16 protein-coding genes are annotated in these 18,023 nt (G+C 72.6%); 8 read left to right on the forward strand and 8 right to left on the reverse strand.

Going from position 1 to position 18,023, the window contains the following annotated elements; genetic code table 11:
* Positions 1–139: 139 nt before the first annotated feature.
* Positions 140–943 (reverse strand): adenosylcobinamide-GDP ribazoletransferase, encoded by an 804-nt coding sequence (locus IE263_RS19920; protein ID WP_189938409.1) that lies wholly within the window; start codon positions 941–943, stop codon positions 140–142.
* 61 nt (positions 944–1,004) lie between these two features.
* Between IE263_RS19920 and IE263_RS19925 the strand changes: the two genes are divergently transcribed.
* The gene (locus IE263_RS19925; protein ID WP_189938411.1) at positions 1,005–1,769 is read left to right on the forward strand and encodes a hypothetical protein; all 765 of its coding nucleotides are present in this window, start codon (positions 1,005–1,007) and stop codon (positions 1,767–1,769) included.
* Here the strand turns inward: IE263_RS19925 and IE263_RS19930 are convergent.
* From IE263_RS19930 to cobT, 3 genes are all read right to left on the reverse strand, one after another.
* Positions 1,667–2,407, reverse strand: a complete 741-nt coding sequence (locus IE263_RS19930) for a hypothetical protein (protein WP_189938413.1) — start codon at positions 2,405–2,407, stop codon at positions 1,667–1,669. The genes IE263_RS19925 and IE263_RS19930 overlap by 103 nt on opposite strands.
* On the reverse strand, positions 2,404–4,134 hold the full coding sequence (locus IE263_RS19935; protein WP_189938414.1) for a phosphatidylglycerol lysyltransferase domain-containing protein: 1,731 nt from the start codon (positions 4,132–4,134) through the stop codon (positions 2,404–2,406). Before IE263_RS19935 ends, IE263_RS19930 begins: the two co-directional genes overlap by 4 nt.
* A gap of 108 nt (positions 4,135–4,242) precedes the next feature.
* Positions 4,243–5,379, reverse strand: coding sequence for a nicotinate-nucleotide--dimethylbenzimidazole phosphoribosyltransferase (gene cobT / locus IE263_RS19940; protein ID WP_189938416.1), 1,137 nt, complete (start codon positions 5,377–5,379; stop codon positions 4,243–4,245).
* Between the two features lie 148 nt (positions 5,380–5,527).
* Between cobT and IE263_RS19945 the strand changes: the two genes are divergently transcribed.
* The gene (locus IE263_RS19945) at positions 5,528–6,484 is read left to right on the forward strand and encodes a class I SAM-dependent methyltransferase (protein ID WP_189938419.1); all 957 of its coding nucleotides are present in this window, start codon (positions 5,528–5,530) and stop codon (positions 6,482–6,484) included.
* A 491-nt stretch (positions 6,485–6,975) separates the two neighbouring features.
* Here IE263_RS19945 and IE263_RS19950 read toward each other — a convergent pair whose 3' ends face one another.
* Complete coding sequence (locus tag IE263_RS19950) at positions 6,976–8,184, reverse strand: bifunctional adenosylcobinamide kinase/adenosylcobinamide-phosphate guanylyltransferase (RefSeq protein WP_189938421.1); 1,209 nt, start codon at positions 8,182–8,184, stop codon at positions 6,976–6,978.
* A gap of 164 nt (positions 8,185–8,348) precedes the next feature.
* Between IE263_RS19950 and IE263_RS19955 the strand changes: the two genes are divergently transcribed.
* Positions 8,349–8,561: a hypothetical protein gene (locus tag IE263_RS19955; RefSeq protein ID WP_189938422.1), complete on the forward strand. Its 213-nt coding sequence runs from the start codon at positions 8,349–8,351 to the stop codon at positions 8,559–8,561.
* An 83-nt stretch (positions 8,562–8,644) separates the two neighbouring features.
* Here IE263_RS19955 and IE263_RS19960 read toward each other — a convergent pair whose 3' ends face one another.
* The 3 genes from IE263_RS19960 to IE263_RS19970 all read right to left on the reverse strand — a co-directional run bounded on the left by IE263_RS19960 (position 8,645) and on the right by IE263_RS19970 (position 11,247).
* Entirely contained in the window at positions 8,645–9,766 is a 1,122-nt protein-coding gene (locus IE263_RS19960) for a S1C family serine protease (protein ID WP_189938424.1), read from the reverse strand.
* Positions 9,767–9,862: 96 nt separating this feature from the next.
* Positions 9,863–10,564 (reverse strand): methyltransferase domain-containing protein, encoded by a 702-nt coding sequence (locus tag IE263_RS19965; protein WP_189938962.1) that lies wholly within the window; start codon positions 10,562–10,564, stop codon positions 9,863–9,865.
* An 83-nt stretch (positions 10,565–10,647) separates the two neighbouring features.
* The gene (locus tag IE263_RS19970; protein ID WP_373312021.1) at positions 10,648–11,247 is read right to left on the reverse strand and encodes a DUF3043 domain-containing protein; all 600 of its coding nucleotides are present in this window, start codon (positions 11,245–11,247) and stop codon (positions 10,648–10,650) included.
* Between the two features lie 317 nt (positions 11,248–11,564).
* On the opposite strand from IE263_RS19970, the gene IE263_RS19975 reads away from it, so the two are divergent.
* From IE263_RS19975 to IE263_RS19995, 5 genes are all read left to right on the forward strand, one after another.
* Positions 11,565–12,341: a PspA/IM30 family protein gene (locus IE263_RS19975; protein ID WP_229911083.1), complete on the forward strand. Its 777-nt coding sequence runs from the start codon at positions 11,565–11,567 to the stop codon at positions 12,339–12,341.
* Between the two features lie 34 nt (positions 12,342–12,375).
* The gene (pspAA, locus tag IE263_RS19980) at positions 12,376–12,654 is read left to right on the forward strand and encodes a PspA-associated protein PspAA (RefSeq protein ID WP_189938428.1); all 279 of its coding nucleotides are present in this window, start codon (positions 12,376–12,378) and stop codon (positions 12,652–12,654) included.
* Positions 12,655–12,793: 139 nt separating this feature from the next.
* The gene (locus tag IE263_RS19985; protein WP_189938430.1) at positions 12,794–14,023 is read left to right on the forward strand and encodes a sensor histidine kinase; all 1,230 of its coding nucleotides are present in this window, start codon (positions 12,794–12,796) and stop codon (positions 14,021–14,023) included.
* Positions 14,020–14,700 (forward strand): response regulator, encoded by a 681-nt coding sequence (locus tag IE263_RS19990; RefSeq protein WP_189938432.1) that lies wholly within the window; start codon positions 14,020–14,022, stop codon positions 14,698–14,700. The genes IE263_RS19985 and IE263_RS19990 overlap by 4 nt, the downstream gene beginning before the upstream one ends.
* 156 nt (positions 14,701–14,856) lie before the next feature.
* Positions 14,857–17,958: an efflux RND transporter permease subunit gene (locus IE263_RS19995; RefSeq protein WP_189938435.1), complete on the forward strand. Its 3,102-nt coding sequence runs from the start codon at positions 14,857–14,859 to the stop codon at positions 17,956–17,958.
* Positions 17,959–18,023: the final 65 nt, after the last annotated feature.

The raw sequence follows: 18,023 nt of genomic DNA on the forward strand, positions 1-18,023 counted from the left end.
CGCGGCGAACCGGCACGGCGAACCCCGGAACGAGCGTACGCGTGCGTGTGCGGGCGCTCATGCACGCGAGTGTTCACCTGTCGGCAGCGTCGTCGCCACTCCTCGATCCTCGCACGCCAGGAGCTGGGTCATACCGCCCCTAAACGCCCAGGCACAGCACCACCAGCGCTGACGTCGCCGCCGTTTCCGCGAGGCCGCCGAAGACGTCGCCGGTGATCCCGCCGAGGCGGCGCGTGCAGTGGCGCAGGAGGAGTTCGGCGGCGGCGAGGGCGAGGAGGACGGCGGCGGCCGTACGGACGGCGTCGGACGGGCCGAGGAGGGCGCCCCAGGCCGCTGCGGCGGCGGTCACGGCGGCCGTCACCGCCAGCGCCCACCGCACCGGGACCACCCCGGCGACCGCCGCCCCGAGCCCGTCCGGGCGGGCGGCCGGCACCCCGGTGCGGGCGGCCAGGGTGAGCGCCAGCCGGGCCGCGACCGCCGCGGCGACGACCGCGCACGCGCCCCGCGCCCAGGAGATGTCGTACAGCTGGGCGAGCGCGGCCACTTGGGCGAGCAGGACGAAGACCAGCGTGAGCACGCCGAACGGTCCGATGTCCGACTGCTTCATGATCCGCAGCGCATCCTCGGCGGGCTTGCCGCTGCCCAGCCCGTCTGCGGTGTCGGCCAGCCCGTCGAGGTGCAGCCCCCGGGTGAGTACGGCGGGTACGGCGGCGGAGGCGACGGCGGCGAGCAGCGGCCCCGCGCCCAGGAACAGCGCCAGCAGCCCGAGCCCCGCCGCGCAGCCGCCGACGACCAGCCCGACCGCCGGGGCGCCGAGCATGCCCCCGCGCGCGGCCTCCCGGTCCCAGCGGGTCACCCGGACCGGGAGCACGGTGAGGGTGCCGAAGGCGAAGCGCAGCCCGTCGAGAGGGGAGGGCGGGGGAGAGTTCGGCGTCGTGGACACCGGCGCAGGTTACCCGCCGGTCGGACGGGCGCCCCCGGGAGGCGGAGACGAAAATGCGCATATGGGAGATTGGTGGCAGCGGAACATCGTCGAGCCGGGCAAGCTCCCGCTGCTGCTCGCCCTCACGGCCTTCGTCCTGACCTTCGTGATCACCCGCGGCATCACCCGGCTGATCCGGGCCGGGAAGGGGCCGTTCGGCAACGTCAGTTCGGGCGGGCTGCACATCCACCATGTCGTCCCCGGCGTCGTACTCACCGTCATCGGCGGCTTCGGCGCGGTGGCGAGTGCCCGGCACGGCTTCGGCTCGGCCGCCTTCGCGATCGTCTTCGGCATCGGGGCGGGGCTGGTCCTGGACGAGTTCGCGCTCGTCCTGCACCTCGACGACGTGTACTGGACGGAGGCGGGCCGCAAGAGCGTGGAGGTCGTCGTCCTGACGGCTGCCCTGGTCGGGCTGATGCTGGTGGGCTTCTCGCCGTTCGGCGTCAACGACCTGAGCGAGGACGAGCTCGAGGACCGGGGGACCGTCATCTCCACCGTGGCGGTCAACTTCCTGTTCGCGCTGGCGGTCCTGAGCAAGGGCAAGGCCCGGATGGCGATCTTCAGCGTGATCGTCCCGTTCGTCGGCCTGATCGGCTTGGTCCGCCTGGCCCGCCCCGGCTCCTGGTGGGCCCGCCGCTTCTACCGCCGGCGGCCCCGAGCCCGCGCGAAGGCCGTACTGAGGGCCTACCGGCACGATCGACGCTGGGCCGGGCCCGGGCGGGCACTGGGAAACTGGCTGGGAGGCAAGCCGGACGCCGAACTCACCCGTGCCGCCGACCACCGCTGACGCGCCTCCGCCACCCCGCACAGCACCACCACCCCCGCGATCGCCGCCAGGTGCTCCTTGCCCGCCAGGTTCTCCTTCACCAGGACCTCGATCACCATCGCCAGGATCACCGCCCCGGCGGTGGCGTACGCACGATGGCGCCACCCGAGGAACACGGCGAGGCCGACCACCGCCGCCGACGGGCCGGTGTCCACGACCTGCGCGTCCTCGGCGGGCAGGCCCAGGAGGCCGCCGGGACCCAGGGCGACGCCCACGCGCGCGTACAGCGTGCCGGCGAGGGTGGCGGCGTACGCGACGGCGAGGGTCCGCCCGCGGCCCAGGCAGATCTCCGCGATGCCGAACACGACCAGGATCTGCGCGAGGGCGCCCCACACGGGCAGGTCGAGGGCCGGCACGTACAGCGACAGGGGAGTGCGCAGGAGGGCGAGCCACCACGGATCGTCGGCCCGTACCGCCCCCATGTTCTGGACCAGCTGGTAACCCCAGGACTGGTTCTGCACGACCTGTATGGCCGCCGTCAGGCACACCGCCCCGAGCGTCAGCGGGACCGCCCGCCACCGCCGCCTCACCAGCGGCTCGCGTACGGCGGCGTACAGCGGCCCCCATTCGGTCCGGGCCCAGCGGGCGATCCTGTTCATCGGCGGGTCTCCAGACGCGTGCGGTGCAGTGCCCTCGGCAGCCCCGGCGCCTCCAGGAACCCCTCCGCCCGCGCCGACGCGAGCCCGATGCGGGGCAGGTCGGCGCTCTTCTCGAAGAGCAGGAAGCGGGGCTCCCAGACGGGCCGGTACTTGGCGTTGGCGCGGTACAGCGACTCGATCTGCCACCAGCGGGAGAAGAAGCCGAGCAGCGACCGCCACAGCCTCAGCACCGGCCCGGCGCCGAGGCGGGCGCCACGTTCGAAGACCGACCGGAACATGGCGAAGTTCAGTGAAACCTGGGTGATCTGGATCTCCCGGGCACGCCGCAGCAGCTCGATGACCATGAACTCCATCAGCCCGTTGCCGGCGTCCCGGTCCCGCCGCATCAGATCGAGCGACAGCCCGTGCGGCCCCCACGGCACGAAGGAGAGCAGGGCGCGCAGGCGTCCCTCGGCGTCGGCGCACTCCACCATCACGCACCGCCCGTCCGCCGGGTCCCCGAGCCGCCCCAGCGCCATGCTGAACCCGCGCTCGGTGGCCCCGTCCCGCCAGTCGTCGGCGCGCCGTACGAGGTACGCCATCTCGTCGGCCGGGATGTCCTCGTGCCGCCGGACCCGTACGGCGTACCCGGCCCGCCGCACCCGGTTGTGGGCCTGGCGCACGGTCCGCATGGCCCGGCCCTCCAGCGTGAACTCGGCGACCTCGACGATCGCCTCGTCGCCGAGTTCGAGGGCGTCCAGCCCGTGCCGGGCGTAGACGGTCCCGGCCTCCTCGCTCGCGCCCACCACCGCCGGGATCCATCCGTGCGAGCGTGCCTCGGCGAGCCGTGGCTCGATCGCCCCCGGCCAGGCCTCCGGATCCCCGAGCGGGTCCCCGGACGCCAGCGACACCCCGCCGACGACCCGGTACGTGACGGCGGCCTTCCCGGTCGGCGACCACCGCACGCTCTTCTCCCGGCGCAGCGCGAAGTACCCCAGCGAGTCCCGCTCACCGTGCCGGTCGAGCAACTCCCGCAGCCGCTTCTCGTCGTCGGCGGTGAGCGGGTCGACGGCCCGGCGGGAGCGGAAGGCGGCGTACAGGACGGCGAGGAGGAGCACCGTGCTGAGGACGTTGACGGCGACGTCGACCCAGGTGGGAGGGGCGATCCCGGGGACCCGGTACTCGTCGGCGGCGACGGAGACCAGCCGCAGCGTGCCGTAGCGCCAGCGTTCGAGGAACGGGGAGGGGCCGGGCGCGCGGTCGGTGACGGTCACCAGCAGCGCGGCCAGCAGGGAGGCGCCGAGCAGCCCGCCGGCGCCGACGGCCGCGGCGAGTTTCGGGTTGGCCCGGTCGCCCTTGGCGTAGAACTCCCTCCGCCCGACGAGCAGCGCGGCGACGAAGGCGGTGGTGAGGGCGAGGGAGACCCAGTTCTGCGGGTACCGCCGGATCTCGGGGAACGCCATGGCCAGGGCGAACAGCGTCAGGAAGGCCCCGCTCAGCCCGAGGTTGAGGATCCACGCGGCCCGCTTGCGCCGCCGCATGGTGACGGCCAGGAACGCGGTGAAGACACCGGAGGCGAACCCGGCCGTCAGCAGGTAGGGCGTGAAGCAGTCCGCCTGGTTGTGCCGTCGCACGTCCTGTCCCAGGGAGACCCACACGGCACTGAGGAAGTTGACGAAGGCGACGACCCGCAGATACCAGACGGCGAAGGCGGCGGCCCGACGGGAAGCGACCCGGACATCTCCCATGACGGATGATCATATGGGTGCAATTCAGACAAACTGCTCTTTTGTCCCCCTTGCTTGTGCCGCCGTCCCCCTTGCTCGTGCCGCCTTCGCCGGCCGCCCGGCCCGCTCCTACTCCTCTGCGGGCTCCGTCCCGGACGCCTCGAACACGCCGGACTCCCCGGATGCCTCGGATGCCTCCGACTCCTTCTCGGACGACTCCTCGGGCTTCTCGGGCAGTTCCGCCGCGAGCGCCGCCGCGGCCTGCACCAGCGGAAGTGCCAGCAGGGCCCCGGCGCCCTCGCCCACGGTCACGCCCTGGTCCAGCAGCGGCTCCAGCGCCATCCGGTCCAGCGCCTTGGCCTGCCCGGGCTCGCCGCTGCGCTGCCCGGCCAGCCACCAGTCCGGCGCCCGGAAGGCGATCCGCTGCCCGACGAGCGCGCAGGCCGCCGCCACGACGCCGTCCAGGACGACGGGCACCTTGCGTACGGCGCACTGCAGCAGAAAGCCCGTCATCGCGGCGAGGTCGGCGCCGCCCACCGTCGCCAGCAGCTGCAACTGGTCCCCGAGCACCGGCCGTGCCCGGCGCAACGCGTCCCGGATCGCGGCGCACTTGCGCATCCACGCCAGGTCGTCGATCGCCTCGCCGCCCCGCCCGGTCACCACGGACGCGTCCGTCCCGCACAGCGCGGCGACCAGCACGCCCGCCGCCGTCGTGCCGCCCACGCTCACATCGCCGAGCACGACCAGATCCGTACCGGAGTCGGCCTCCTCGTCGGCGACGGCCACCCCGGCCCGGAAGGCGGCCTCGGCCTCCTCCGGGGTGAGCGCGTCCTCGATGTCGATACGGCCGCTGCCGCGCCGCACCCGGTGCCGTACGACGTCCTCGGGGAACGCGTCCGGCGCGCAGTCCAGCGCCATGTCCACGACCCGCAGCGACACCCCGAGCCGACGGGCCAGCACGGCTCCCGGACGGCCGCCCTCCAGGACCTCCCGCACCAGCTCCGCGGCGGTGCCCGCGGGCCGCGCCGAGACACCGAGCTCGGCGATGCCGTGGTCGCCGGCGAACAGCACCACCCGCGGCTGCCTGATCGGCCGCACGGGCACCGCACCCTGCGCCGCCGCCAGCCACTCACCCAGGTCGTCGAGGCGCCCCAGCGATCCGGGCGGCACGATCTGACGTTCCCGGCGCGCCTCCGCGTCGCGGCGCACCCCGCCGTCGGGGCGCTCGATCAGATCGGTGAAGTCGTCGAGATTAAGCGAGCTCATTCGCCGAACAGTACCGCCACCGATCGAACGGTTCCGCGCCACATCGCCACCACACCCCCACGACGTCTTTGCACCCAAGATCGCGATCCCATACGTTCCGTTTTACTACGAATTGCCGCACGTTCGACGCCTCCCACCGGAGCCGCTCATGCCCCCCAGGCCCATCCACGAGCCGCGCCGCGACGACTGCCCCTGGTGCGGCTCCAGACGTCTGCGCACCCGACTGCGCGCTCCGGACCTGCTGCACCACAGGCCGGGGACGTTCGTGGTGGACGAGTGCGGGGACTGCGCGCACGTCTTCCAGAACCCGCGGCTGACTCCGGAGGGGCTCGCCCTCTACCGCCGGGACCCCGGCGAGTACTTCGCGACGGGCCTCACGGACCGCGTCCTCGCGACCCGCACCAGCCGGCGTCGCCTACGGGCCACCGCCCGGGTCATGCTGCCCTTCCCCGAGCCGGAGAGCTGGCTGGACGTGGGCACGGGCCACGCGCTGTTCCCGGAGGCGGCGAAGGAGGTGTTCACGTACACGGCGTTCGACGGGCTGGACCCCACGTCGAGGGTGGAACGGGCGCGGGTGGCGGGCCGCGTCGAGGAGGCCCACATCGGCCACCTCACCACGCCCGGCATCACCGCCCGGCTGCGCGCCCGCTACGACGTCGTCAGCATCCTCCACCACCTGGAGCACACCCCCGACCCCCGCGCGGAACTCCGCGCCGCCCTCACCGTCCTGCGTCCCGGCGGCCACCTGCTCCTGGAAGTCCCCGACCCCCAGAGCGCGTTCGCCCCCCTCCTCGGCAAGTGGTGGCTCCCCCACAACCAACCCCGCCACCTCCACCTGATCCCCCTGCCCAACCTCCGCACGGAGCTGGAGAGGCAGGGCTGCACCATCCTCACGACAGACCGCCGAAGGCCGCACATCCCCTACGACCTGTCAGCAGCCCTCTCCCTGTCCCTGACCCGAGCCGTCCCCCCAGCCCACAAGCCCCTCCTCCGAGCGGCAACCCCGTTGCTGACGGCAACGCAGGCCCTGGACCACACCCTGTCCCCCCTCCTCCGCCACACCCGCTTCTCGAACACGTACCGGATCGTCGCGCGCAGCCCCTGAAACAGCGCCCTCCTCCGACCCTTTGCCCACCCACCCACCCGACTCGCTCGGCCAGGAAGTGACCGTCCTTCTGGGGGCTCCGCCCCCAGACCCCCGCATCGGCCCTGAACGGGCCTCGTCCTCAAACGCCGGACGGGCTGGATATACCTCCCCCCCCACAAGGGCGCCGGACATGCCGGAGTCGCCAGCCGGCGCCGAAAGTGACGCGCCACCACCCCGCCCAGCCGCGGTCAGCGGCCGTCCCCGAGCCGCAGGCTCACACGCCCCCTGGCCCCCGCCCAGCCGCGGTCAGCGGCCGTCCCCGAGCCGCAGGCTCACACGCCCCCCGGCCCCCGCCCAGCTGCGGGCATGCGTGCCGCCTGGGGCGGCACGGGTGGGCGCAGGCGGCGCCCCGTCAGCGCCGGGCTGCGCGACCCACCCCCCGGCACCGACCCCGGGCAACCAGACACCCACGCTCACCTCGTCCAACCTCACCCGCAACCCACCCACTCTCACCCCCGCAGCACCACCGCCTGCCCCGCCACCACCAGCACAACCTCCTCGCACTCACCCGCGACCGCCGTGTTCAACCGCCCCAACTCGTCCCGGTACCGCCGCCCCGACGCCGTGGCGGGCACGATGCCGGACCCCACCTCGTTGGACACCAGGACGACCGTTCGCCGAGCCGCCCGCAGGGCAGTCGTCAGTTCCGTGACCCGCGAGCGCAGCGCCCGCTCACCCCCGTCCGCCCACACCGCGTCGTCCCACGCCCCGACGGAGTCCATCGCGTCCGTCAGCCACAGGGAGAGACAGTCGATGAGCAGTGGGGGGCCGTCCACCGTCAGCAGCGGCACCAGGTCGCAGGTCTCCGCCGTCCGCCACGACCCCGGCCGCCGTTCGCGATGCGTGGCCACCCGCGCCGCCCACTCGGTGTCCCCGCCCCGCGAGCCGCCCGTCGCGACGTACAGCACGTCGGGGAAGGACTCCAGCCGCCGCTCCGCCTCCACCGACTTCCCCGACCTCGCCCCGCCCAGCACCAACGTCCGCCGTGGCACGTCCGGCACGTCCTCGTACACCCCCACCGTCAGGGTCGTCCCGTCCGGCACCGCGCGGGCCCCCGCCGCCGCGAGCCGTCGTCGCAACTCCGCGCCGGGCGGCACGTCGTGGTCCAGATGAACGGCGATGACGTCCGTCGTCGGCCCCACCGCACCCACCGCCCGCAGCTTCGCCAGCGCGTCCGGCCGGCCCACGACATCCGCGAGGACCATGTCGTAGCGATCGGCGGGCTCCGTACCGTCCTCCAGGCCGGCCGGCGCGCCCCCCGGCGGCAGGTACAGCAGCCGCTGCCCGTCCGGGCTGGTGATCGCGTACCCCGTCCCCGGCGCGTCCATCGCCACCGCCCGCACCCGATGCCCCGTCAGCAGCGCCAACTCCCGCCCGTCCGGCACCCGGCCGGGCTGCGGCAGCCCGGCCGGCACCTCCACCGGGGGCCCGTCGTGCGGATGCGACAGCAGCACCTGCCGTACTCCGCCCAGCGAATGGCCGGACCGGGCGGCGGCGAAGGCCGCACCGGGCGTGAGGTCGAGCAGCAGCGCCTGGTCCACGAGCAACGCGGTCGCCGCCCGCGCGTTCTCCCCGAGCGAGGTCGCACACACAGCACAGGGACAGTCGGGGCGGGGGAGTCCCGCGGGGGCACCGGTACCGAGCAGAGTCACTTCCACGCACCGATTTTCGCCGGTCACGTCACAACCCGCGCGCTCGGTACCTCCCTGATCGACGCCCCCCGTCTTCTGACGCCGCACCCCGCGGAGCGCATAGGCTCTGAGCTGGAGCCGGACCATGATCCGGCTTCTGCTCTGCAGGTGCCGACACGTTGGAGGCGTACATGGCGGCATGGACGTGGCGTTTCGAGAAGGCCGACGGGACGGAGGTCCAGCCCGCGGTGCAGCCCGAGGAGTTCACCACGCAGGGGGACGCCGAGTCCTGGATCGGGGAGCACTGGAAGGCCCTGCTCGAAGGCGGCGCGGACCAGGTGCGGCTGTTCGAGGACTCCACCGAGATCTACGGCCCGATGAACCTGCACGCCGAGGAGTCGTAGTCGTAGTAGTAGGAGCAGGCGTAGTCGAGTAGAGGCACACCGGGTCCGGGGGGCCGTATGACGGCCGCCCCGGACGCCGGCGCCTACTGCTCGTCCAGCGTCACCTCCACCGTCCTCTCCCTGCCCTCGCGCGTGAACGTCACCGTCGTCCGTTCCCCGGGGCGGTCCTCGGCCAGCGCCTCCGCCAGGGAGGTGATCGTGGTGATGTCGGTGTCGCCCAGCCCGGTGATGACGTCCCCGGTCCGGATCCCGGCCTTGTCGGCCGCACCCCCGCTGCGCACCTCGACGACGGCGACCCCGGCCGGCTGGAACTCGGCGTCGACGACGGTCCGCCCGGTGATGCCGAGCGCGGCCCGGCCGGAGTCGGTGACCCGGCCGTCCTCGACGATCTGGCCGGCGACCGTCCGCACCATCGACGCGGGGATCGCGAACCCGATGCCCGGCGCCGCGCTGTCCCCGAGCCCGGGGTCGGTCGCGGCGAGCGTCGGGATACCGATGACCCGCCCGTCGAGGTTGACCAGCGCGCCCCCGCTGTTGCCCGGGTTGATGGCCGCGGACGTCTGCACCATGTTGGCGATCGTCGCGCCCGTACCCCCGCCGGTACGGGCCTCGCTGACGGTCCGTCCGGTCGCCGAGACGATGCCCTGCGTCACGCTCGACGACAGCCCCAGCGGTGAGCCCATGGCGAGCACGATCTGCCCGACCTCGACCTTGGCGGAGTCCCCGAAGGCCGCCGGCTTCAGCCCGTCCGGTACCTGGTCCAGCCTGACGACGGCCAGATCCTGCTCCGGGTACGAGTAGACGAGGGTCGCGGCGAGCGGGTCCTCACTGTTGGCGGTCGTGACCCGGAAGGTCCTCTCGTCCCCGACGACGTGCGCGTTGGTGACGATGTGCCCCTTCGCGTCGTACACGACTCCCGACCCCAGCCCGCTGCCGGTCTGGATCTGCACGACCGACGGCAGGACGCTCTTGATCACCCGCTGGTAGGCGGTCTGCAGATCGTCCGCCTGGGCGACGGCCGCCGGCTCAGCGGCCTGCCGGGACGCGGTCTCCTTCTCCCCGGAGCCGGAGCCGGAGCCGGAATCGGAGAGGGCCGAGCATCCGGCGAGCAGGGCGGCGGCACACGCGAACACGGACACGGGGACACCCCACCGAACGGACACGGGGACACCCCACCGAAGGGCACGCGCGCGGGAAGCAGCCATGCCCCGAGTCTCTCCGCGGGGTGAATGTCCGGCTTGTGCTGCTCACCCGAACGAGGGGAGCAGGGGCATGGACCCGGTCCGTACCCCTGCGCCGTCTCAGCCCCGCACTCCGCACAGATGCAGCAGCGCCGCCACACCCCGGTACGGATCCGTCCGCCCCGCCCGCTCCTCCGCGGCCAGCAGCGTCTCCACGTCGTCCGGGATCTCCGCGCCGTCGGCGGCCGTGTCCGTGAACACCCGGACCCCGTACCAGGCCTGCAAGGGCGCGCCGATGCCGGCGAGGGTCGCGGTCAGGGTCTCCCGGCGGTCCGCGCGGACGCCCAGGCCGAGGCGGTTGCGGTAGGCGACGGTGTCGAAGGCGGCCAGGGTGCCCGCCCAGTCGCCGGACAGGCCCGGCCGCATGGCCAGCGCGTCGGCGTTGCGGACGAGCAGGGAGAGGAGCCCGCCCGGGGCCAGCACGCGCGCGAGGCCCGCCAGCAGCGGGTCCGGCTCCTCGACGTACATCAGCACGCCGTGGCACAGCACCACGTCGAAGCTGCCGGGCAGGAAGTGCACGCCGGTGTCCCGGCCGTCGCCCTCGATGATCCGCATCCGCTCGCGGATGCCCTCGGGCTCCCCGGACAGGGCCTCGCGGGCCGTGGCGATCATCGTCGCGTCCTGTTCGAGGCCGGTCACCTGGTGACCGAGCCGGGCCAGCCGCAGCGCCTGTGTGCCCTGGCCCATGCCCACGTCGAGCACCCGCAGCCGCTGCCCGACCGGGTACCGCCCGGCGATCTGTTCGTCGAGCTGCCGGGCCACCAGCTCCTGCCGCACCACGTCACGCAGCCCACCCAGCTTGTCCAGCCAGGCCTTCGCCGCACCCCCGGAGAAAGACGCAGTGCTCAGGGCCGCTCTCCGCGCTTGACCTGCGGCTTGGGCAGCCGGAGCCGACGCATCTGGAGGGAGCGCATGAGCGCGTAGGCCACCGCGCCCCGCCGGTTCTGGTCGGGGAAGCGCTCGGCGAGCCGCTTCTTCAGGCGGAACCCGGTGACGATCGAGTCCAGCACGATGAGCACGATCACCACGAGCCACAGCAGCAGCGCGATGCTCTGCAGCGCTCCCACCCGGATCATGCTCAGCACGAGGATGATCACGGCCATGGGCAGGAAGAACTCCGCCACATTGAACCGCGAGTCGATGAAGTCACGCGCGAACTTGCGGACCGGACCCTTGTCACGGGCCGGCAGATACCGCTCGTCACCGCCGGCCAGCGCCTGACGCTGGCGCTCCAGCTGGGCGCGGCGCTCCTCGCGCTGACGCTTGGCGGCGTCCTTGCGCGTCATCGAGGTGTTGGCGACGCTGCGGCGCTGGGACTGGGCCTCACTGCGCTTGGGCGTGGGCCGACCCTTGGGGGCCTGCGGGTCTCGGGGCTGCTTGGAGTCGGTCAACGGCGCCTTGTCGGCGACCGGGGCCTTCTCTTCCTTGGCACGGCTACGGAACACAAAACCCAAGGGTAAGCGCTCCCGGGCATGGACCCCAGCCCCGCGGGGAACGATCCGGCAACACCAGTCGTCTGAAGTGAAGACGGACCCGGGACAGAACGGGAAGAGGGGACAGCTGGTGACCTACTGCTCACCCTGAAGGTCACCTACTCCTTACGCCGGAGCAAGGCCTTGGTCAGTCGTCCTTGGGGAGGAGCGCATCCGTCCCCGAACAGTGCGTCAATGGAAGCAGGGCCCGTACTGTGGGTTCTGTCGCAGAGCTGGAGCTGGACGTCAGAAGGGGGCGCGCGAAGCCCATGAGCGGTGTCATGAAGCGTATGGGGATGATCTTCCGCGCGAAGGCGAACAAGGCCCTTGACCGGGCCGAGGACCCGCGCGAGACCCTCGATTACTCGTACCAGAAGCAGCTGGAGCTCCTCCAGAAGGTCCGCCGCGGCGTCGCGGACGTGGCCACCTCGCGCAAGCGACTGGAACTCCAGCTCAACCAGCTGCAGTCGCAGTCCTCCAAGCTGGAGGACCAGGGCCGCAAGGCGCTCGCGCTCGGCCGCGAGGACCTCGCCCGCGAGGCGCTCTCCCGCCGCGCCGCCCTCCAGCAGCAGGTCACCGACCTCGAGACGCAGCACGCGACGCTGCAGGGCGAGGAGGAGAAGCTCACCCTCGCGGCCCAGCGACTCCAGGCCAAGGTCGACGCCTTCCGCACGAAGAAGGAGACCATCAAGGCCACCTACACCGCGGCCCAGGCCCAGACCCGGATCGGCGAGGCCTTCTCCGGCATCTCCGAGGAGATGGGCGACGTCGGCCTGGCCATCCAGCGCGCCGAGGACAAGACCGCCCAGCTCCAGGCCCGCGCCGGCGCCCTCGACGAGCTCCTCGCCTCCGGCGCCCTGGACGACCCGACCGGCATGGCCAAGGACGACATCCAGGCCGAGCTGGACCGCCTCTCCGGTGGTACGGATGTAGAGCTGGAACTGCAGCGCATGAAGGCCGAGCTCGCCGGAGGCACCTCCTCGGGCCAGCAGGCCATCGAGGGTGGCACGAGCCAGCCGCAGACCCAGCAGCAGCCGCAGGACACCCCGCGCTTCGACAAGCAGTAGCCCGGCGCCGGGGACCGGAGCCGAGGAGGGCGACATGATCGTGCGGATCATGGGGGAGGGCCAGTGGAAGCTGGCCGACTCCCACTTCGTCGAGCTGAACAAGCTGGACGACGAGCTGCTCGAGGAGATGGAGGGCGGCGACGAGGACGGCTTCCGCCGCACCCTCGGCGCTCTCCTGGGCGCCGTCCGCCGCCTCGGCACCCCCCTGCCGGACGACGCCCTGGAACCTTCGGAACTGATCCTCCCGGCCCCGGAGTCGAGCCTGGAGGAGGTCCGGGAGATGCTGAGCGACGGCGGGTTGATTCCGGGCTGAGGCGACGGCCACTTCTCAGCGCCGGTCGGTGCGTCAGCCCGTTCGGCGACTGAGGACGAGGCCCGTTGCAGGGCTGAAGCGGGGGTCCGGGGGCGGCAGCCCCCAGCCAACGGCCACCGAAAGCGACGGTACCCAGACAGTGACCCCCCTCGCCCGAGCCCGGCGCCGGCTGAAAGCGCATCCCCTCGCCCTGGACGCCGCCCTCGCCGCCGCCGTACTGCTGTGCATGCTCGCGGGCTCCTTCGTGGACCCGCACGGCGAGCACCGGGTCAGCTGGAGCATCCGCACCCCGGACCTGCTCAGCCTGCTGCTGATGACCCTCGGTGCCGTCGCCCTCGTCTTCCGCCGCAGGGCGCCCATGGCGGTCCTCGCCCTCACCGGCACCTTCTCCGTGGTCGAGTCCGTCACCGGCGACCCGCGCGCCCCCGTCGCGATGTCCGCCGTCATCGCCCTCTACACCGTCGCCTCCACCACCGACCGCGCGACCACCCTCCGGGCGGGCCTGCTCACCATGACGGTCCTGACCGGCGCCGCGATGCTCGCCGGCACCCTGCCCTGGTACGCCCAGGACAACCTCGCGATCTTCGCGTGGACCGGCATCGGCGCCACCGCCGGCGACGCCGTCCGCAGCCGCCGGGCCGTCGTCCAGGCCATCCGGGAACGCGCCGAGCGGGCGGAGCGCACCCGCGAGGAGGAGGCCCGCCGCCGGGTCGCCGAGGAACGCCTGCGCATCGCCCGCGACCTGCACGACGTGGTCGCCCACCACATCGCCCTGGTCAACGTCCAGGCCGGAGTCGCCGCCCACGTCATGGACAAGCGCCCCGACCAGGCCAAGGAGGCCCTCGCCCACGTCCGTGAGGCCAGCCGCTCCGCGCTCAACGAACTCCGCGCCACCGTCGGCCTGCTGCGCCAGTCCGGCGACCCCGAGGCCCCGACCGAACCGGCCCCCGGCCTGGACCGCCTCGACGAACTCGCCGGCACCTTCCGCAGCGCCGGCCTCCAGGTCGAGGTCGCCCGCGACGACCACGACACCACGCTCCCCGCCGCCGTCGACCTGGCCGCCTACCGCGTCATCCAGGAGGCCCTGACCAACGTGCAGAAGCACGCGGGACCGGACGCCAAGGCCGAGGTCAGCGTCGTACGCGTCGGACCCCACATCGAGGTCACCGTCCTCGACGACGGCGCGGGCGACGAGACGGGCCCGCAGGAGGGCGGCGGCCATGGCCTGCTCGGGATGCGCGAACGCGTCACCGCCCTGCGCGGCACCCTCACCACCGGGCCCCGCTACGGAGGCGGCTTCCGCGTCCATGCGATCCTGCCGATCAAAACCCGTACCGCCGCTACGGGAGAACCGGGGGAGCCCGCATGACCATCCGTGTCCTGCTCGCCGACGACCAGGCACTGCTGCGCAGCGCGTTCCGCGTGCTCGTCGACTCCGAGCCCGACATGGAGGTCGTCGGTGAGGCGTCCGACGGCGCGGAGGCGGTCCGGCTGGCCAAGGAGCAGCGCGCCGACGTCGTCCTGATGGACATCCGCATGCCCGGCACCGACGGCCTCGCCGCCACCCGCCTGATCAGCGCCGACCCGGCCCTCGCGCACGTCCGCGTGGTGATCCTGACGACCTTCGAGGTCGACGACTACGTCGTGCAGTCGCTGCGCGCGGGCGCCTCCGGCTTCCTCGGCAAGGGCAGCGAGCCGGAGGAGCTCCTCAACGCGATCCGGGTCGCCGCCGGCGGAGAGGCCCTGCTCTCCCCGGCCGCCACCAAGGGCCTGATCGCCCGCTTCCTCGCCCAGGGCGACACGGACGACGACCGCGACCCCACTCGCGCGCAGCGGCTCGAGGCGCTCACCGTGCGCGAGCGCGAGGTCCTCGTCCAGGTCGCCGGCGGCCACTCCAACGACGAGATCGCCGAACGCCTCGAGGTCAGCCCGCTGACCGTGAAGACGCACGTCAACCGGGCCATGGCCAAGCTGGGCGCCCGCGACCGGGCCCAGCTCGTGGTGATCGCGTACGAGTCCGGGCTGGTCCGTCCGAAGGTGGACTGAACTCCACCCGGCCTACTGCGCCCGGAGTAGGCGCCGTATAAGGAAATCGACCTGGGGCTTACGGATCAGCCGTCCCTCGTGGCTCAGGGTGTAGGGGCGGGCGCTCATATGTGCCCGGCACGCTTCTGCCGCTCACAGAAGAGAGACCCTGAACTGATGTCCTGGCTGTCGAGATTCAGCCTCGCGCAACGTGCCCTCATAGGCCTGATGTCCATCATCGCGCTCGTGTTCGGCGCGATCGCGATCCCCCAGCTCAAACAGCAGCTGCTGCCGACCATCGAACTGCCGATGGTGTCCGTGCTCGCGCCCTACCAGGGCGCCTCCCCGGACGTCGTCGAGAAGCAGGTGATCGAGCCGATCGAGGACAACCTCGAGGGCGTCGACGGCATCACCGGTGTCACCTCGACGGCCAGTGAGGGCAACGCCCTCATCATGGCGTCCTTCGACTACGGCAACGACACCAAGCAGCTCGTCGCCGACGTCCAGCAGGCCGTCAACCGGGCCCGCGTCCAGCTCCCGGACTCGGTGGACCCGCAGGTCGTCGCCGGTTCCACCGACGACATGCCGACCGTGGTCCTCGCCGTCACCTCCGACAAGGACCAGCAGGCCCTCGCCGACCAGCTCGACCGGACGGTCGTCCCGGCGCTGAGGGACATCGACGGCGTCGGCCAGGTCACCGTCGACGGCGTGCGCGACCTCCAGGTCTCCGTCACGCCCGACGACGCGAAGCTGGCCCGGGCCGGGCTGGCCCCGCAGGCGCTCGCCCAGGCGCTCCAGGCGGGCGGCGCGACCGTCCCGGCGGGCTCCTTCGACGAGGCCGGCGCCAACCGCACCGTCCAGGTCGGCGGCGGCTACACCTCCCTGCGGCAGATCCAGGACCTGATGGTCCCGGGTACGGCGGGCAAGAAGCCGGTCCGCCTCGGTGACGTCGCCACCGTGCGGCAGGAGGAGGCCCCGGCCGACTCGATCACCCGCACCGACGGCAAGCCCAGCCTCTCGGTCGCCGTCACCATGGACCACGACGGCAGCGCGGTCGCCATCTCCGAGGCGGTCGAGGACAAGCTGCCCGGGCTGCGCGAGGACCTCGGCTCCGGTGCGTCGATCACGGTCGTCAGCGACCAGGGACCGGCCGTGTCGAAGGCCATCGACGGCCTGACGACGGAGGGTGCGCTCGGTCTGCTCTTCGCGGTCCTCGTCATCCTGGTCTTCCTGGCGTCGGTCCGCTCGACGCTGGTGACGGCGGTGTCCATCCCGCTGTCCGTCGTCCTCGCCCTGATCGTCCTGTGGACGCGCGACCTGTCGCTGAACATGCTGACGCTGGGCGCCCTGACCATCGCGATCGGCCGGGTCGTCGACGACTCGATCGTCGTCCTGGAGAACATCAAGCGCCACCTCGGCTACGGCGAGGAGCGGCAGACGGCGATCATCACCGCGGTCCGTGAGGTGGCCGGCGCGGTCACCTCCTCCACCCTCACCACGGTCGCCGTGTTCCTGCCGATCGGCCTGGTCGGCGGCATGGTGGGCGCCCTGTTCGGCGCGTTCAGCCTCACGGTCACGGCGGCCCTGTTGGCCTCCCTGCTGGTGTCGCTGACGGTCGTCCCGGTCCTGTCGTACTGGTTCCTGCGCGCCCCGAAGGGCACTCCCGAGGACGCCGAGGAAGCCCGCCGCGCGGCGGAGGCGATGGAGGCGAAGAGCCGTCTGCAGCGCTTCTACGTCCCCGTCCTGCGCTTCGCGACCCGGCGCCGTCTGACGAGCGTGGCGATCGCGGTGGTCGTCCTCATCGGCACCTTCGGCATGGCACCCCTGCTCAAGACCAACTTCTTCGACCAGGGCGAGCAGCAGGTCCTGACGGTCAAGCAGAAGCTGGAGCCGGGCACCAGCCTGGCGGCGACGGACGTCCAGGCGAAGAAGGTCGAGCAACTGCTCGCCGGCACCGAGGGCGTGAAGGACTACCAGGTCACCGTCGGTTCCTCCGGCTTCATGGCGGCCTTCGGCGGCGGCACGGACACCAACCAGGCCTCGTACCAGGTGATGCTGGAGGACTCGGCCTCGTACGAGGACGTCCAGGACCGTGTCGAGAAGGGCCTGGCCGGGCTCAAGGGCATCGGCACCACCACGGTCGCGGCCGGTGACGGCTTCGGCAGCCAGGACCTGAGCGTCGTCGTGAAGGCGGCCGACGCCGAGGTGCTGCGCACGGCGGCCGAGCAGGTCCGCTCCACGGTGGCCGGCCTGGACGACGTCACGGACGTCACCAGCGACCTGTCGCAGAGCGTGCCGCGCATCTCGGTCAAGGCCGACGCCAAGGCGGCGGCGGCCGGTTTCGACGAGCAGACGCTGGGCGCGGCGGTCGCGCAGGCGGTGCGCGGGACGCCGGCCGCGAAGGCGATCCTGGACGACACCGAGCGCGACGTCGTCATCACGTCGGCGAAGCCGGCCCGGACACTGGCGCAGCTCAAGGCGCTGCCGCTGGGCGCGGTGAAGCTGGGCGACATCGCGACCGTCCAGCTGGTGGACGGCCCGGTCTCGATGACCCGCATCGACGGTCAGCGCGCGGCCACGATCACCGCCCGCCCGACCGGCGACAACACGGGCGCGGTGAGCGCGGACCTGACGTCGAAGCTGAACGCGCTGAAGCTCCCGGCGGGCGCGACGGCCGAGATCGGCGGTGTCTCGCAGGACCAGGACGACGCCTTCAAGAACCTCGGCCTGGCGATGCTCGCGGCGATCGCGATCGTCTTCATGCTGCTGGTGGCGACCTTCCGTTCGCTCGCGCAGCCGCTGATCCTGCTGGTCTCCGTCCCGTTCGCGGCGACCGGCGCGATCGGCCTGCTGGTCGCCACGGGCACCCCGATGGGTGTCCCGGCGATGATCGGCATGCTGATGCTGATCGGCATCGTGGTGACCAACGCGATCGTCCTGATCGACCTCATCAACCAGTACCGCAAACAGGGTTACGGCGTCGTCGAGGCCGTGGTCGAGGGCGGCCGCCACCGTCTGCGGCCCATCCTCATGACGGCCCTGGCGACCATCTTCGCCCTGCTGCCGATGGCCCTGGGCGTCACCGGCGAGGGCGGCTTCATCGCCCAGCCGCTGGCGGTGGTCGTCATCGGCGGCCTGATCACCTCGACCCTGCTCACCCTGCTCCTCGTCCCGACCCTCTACGCGATGCTCGAACTGCGCAAGGAGCGCCGGGCGAAGAAGCGGGCGGCGAAGCGGCAGCCCGAGCCGGAGGGGGTGCCGGAGCCGGCCGGCGTGTAGGACGTGTGGGAACGGCCCGGCCGACCCCCCTTCCCCCGCGGGGTTTTCATATCCTGTGAACTCGA

The organism is Streptomyces aurantiogriseus (genome assembly GCF_014649375.1).
Taxonomy (GTDB): Bacteria; Actinomycetota; Actinomycetes; order Streptomycetales; family Streptomycetaceae; genus Streptomyces; species Streptomyces aurantiogriseus.

Bases quoted from the DNA above. Each gene is read 5' to 3' on its own strand.
- cobT (WP_189938416.1), bottom strand. From the start codon at position 5,379: ATGAGCTCGCTTAATCTCGACGACTTCACCGATCTGATCGAGCGCCCC.
- IE263_RS19955 (WP_189938422.1), top strand. From the start codon at position 8,349: ATGGCGGCATGGACGTGGCGTTTCGAGAAGGCCGACGGGACGGAGGTC.
- IE263_RS19925 (WP_189938411.1), top strand. From the start codon at position 1,005: ATGGGAGATTGGTGGCAGCGGAACATCGTCGAGCCGGGCAAGCTCCCG.
- IE263_RS19995 (WP_189938435.1), top strand. From the start codon at position 14,857: ATGTCCTGGCTGTCGAGATTCAGCCTCGCGCAACGTGCCCTCATAGGC.
- IE263_RS19935 (WP_189938414.1), bottom strand. From the start codon at position 4,134: ATGGGAGATGTCCGGGTCGCTTCCCGTCGGGCCGCCGCCTTCGCCGTC.
- IE263_RS19930 (WP_189938413.1), bottom strand. From the start codon at position 2,407: ATGAACAGGATCGCCCGCTGGGCCCGGACCGAATGGGGGCCGCTGTAC.
- IE263_RS19990 (WP_189938432.1), top strand. From the start codon at position 14,020: ATGACCATCCGTGTCCTGCTCGCCGACGACCAGGCACTGCTGCGCAGC.
- IE263_RS19960 (WP_189938424.1), bottom strand. From the start codon at position 9,766: ATGGCTGCTTCCCGCGCGCGTGCCCTTCGGTGGGGTGTCCCCGTGTCC.
- IE263_RS19975 (WP_229911083.1), top strand. From the start codon at position 11,565: ATGGGGATGATCTTCCGCGCGAAGGCGAACAAGGCCCTTGACCGGGCC.
- pspAA (WP_189938428.1), top strand. From the start codon at position 12,376: ATGATCGTGCGGATCATGGGGGAGGGCCAGTGGAAGCTGGCCGACTCC.
- IE263_RS19945 (WP_189938419.1), top strand. From the start codon at position 5,528: ATGCCCCCCAGGCCCATCCACGAGCCGCGCCGCGACGACTGCCCCTGG.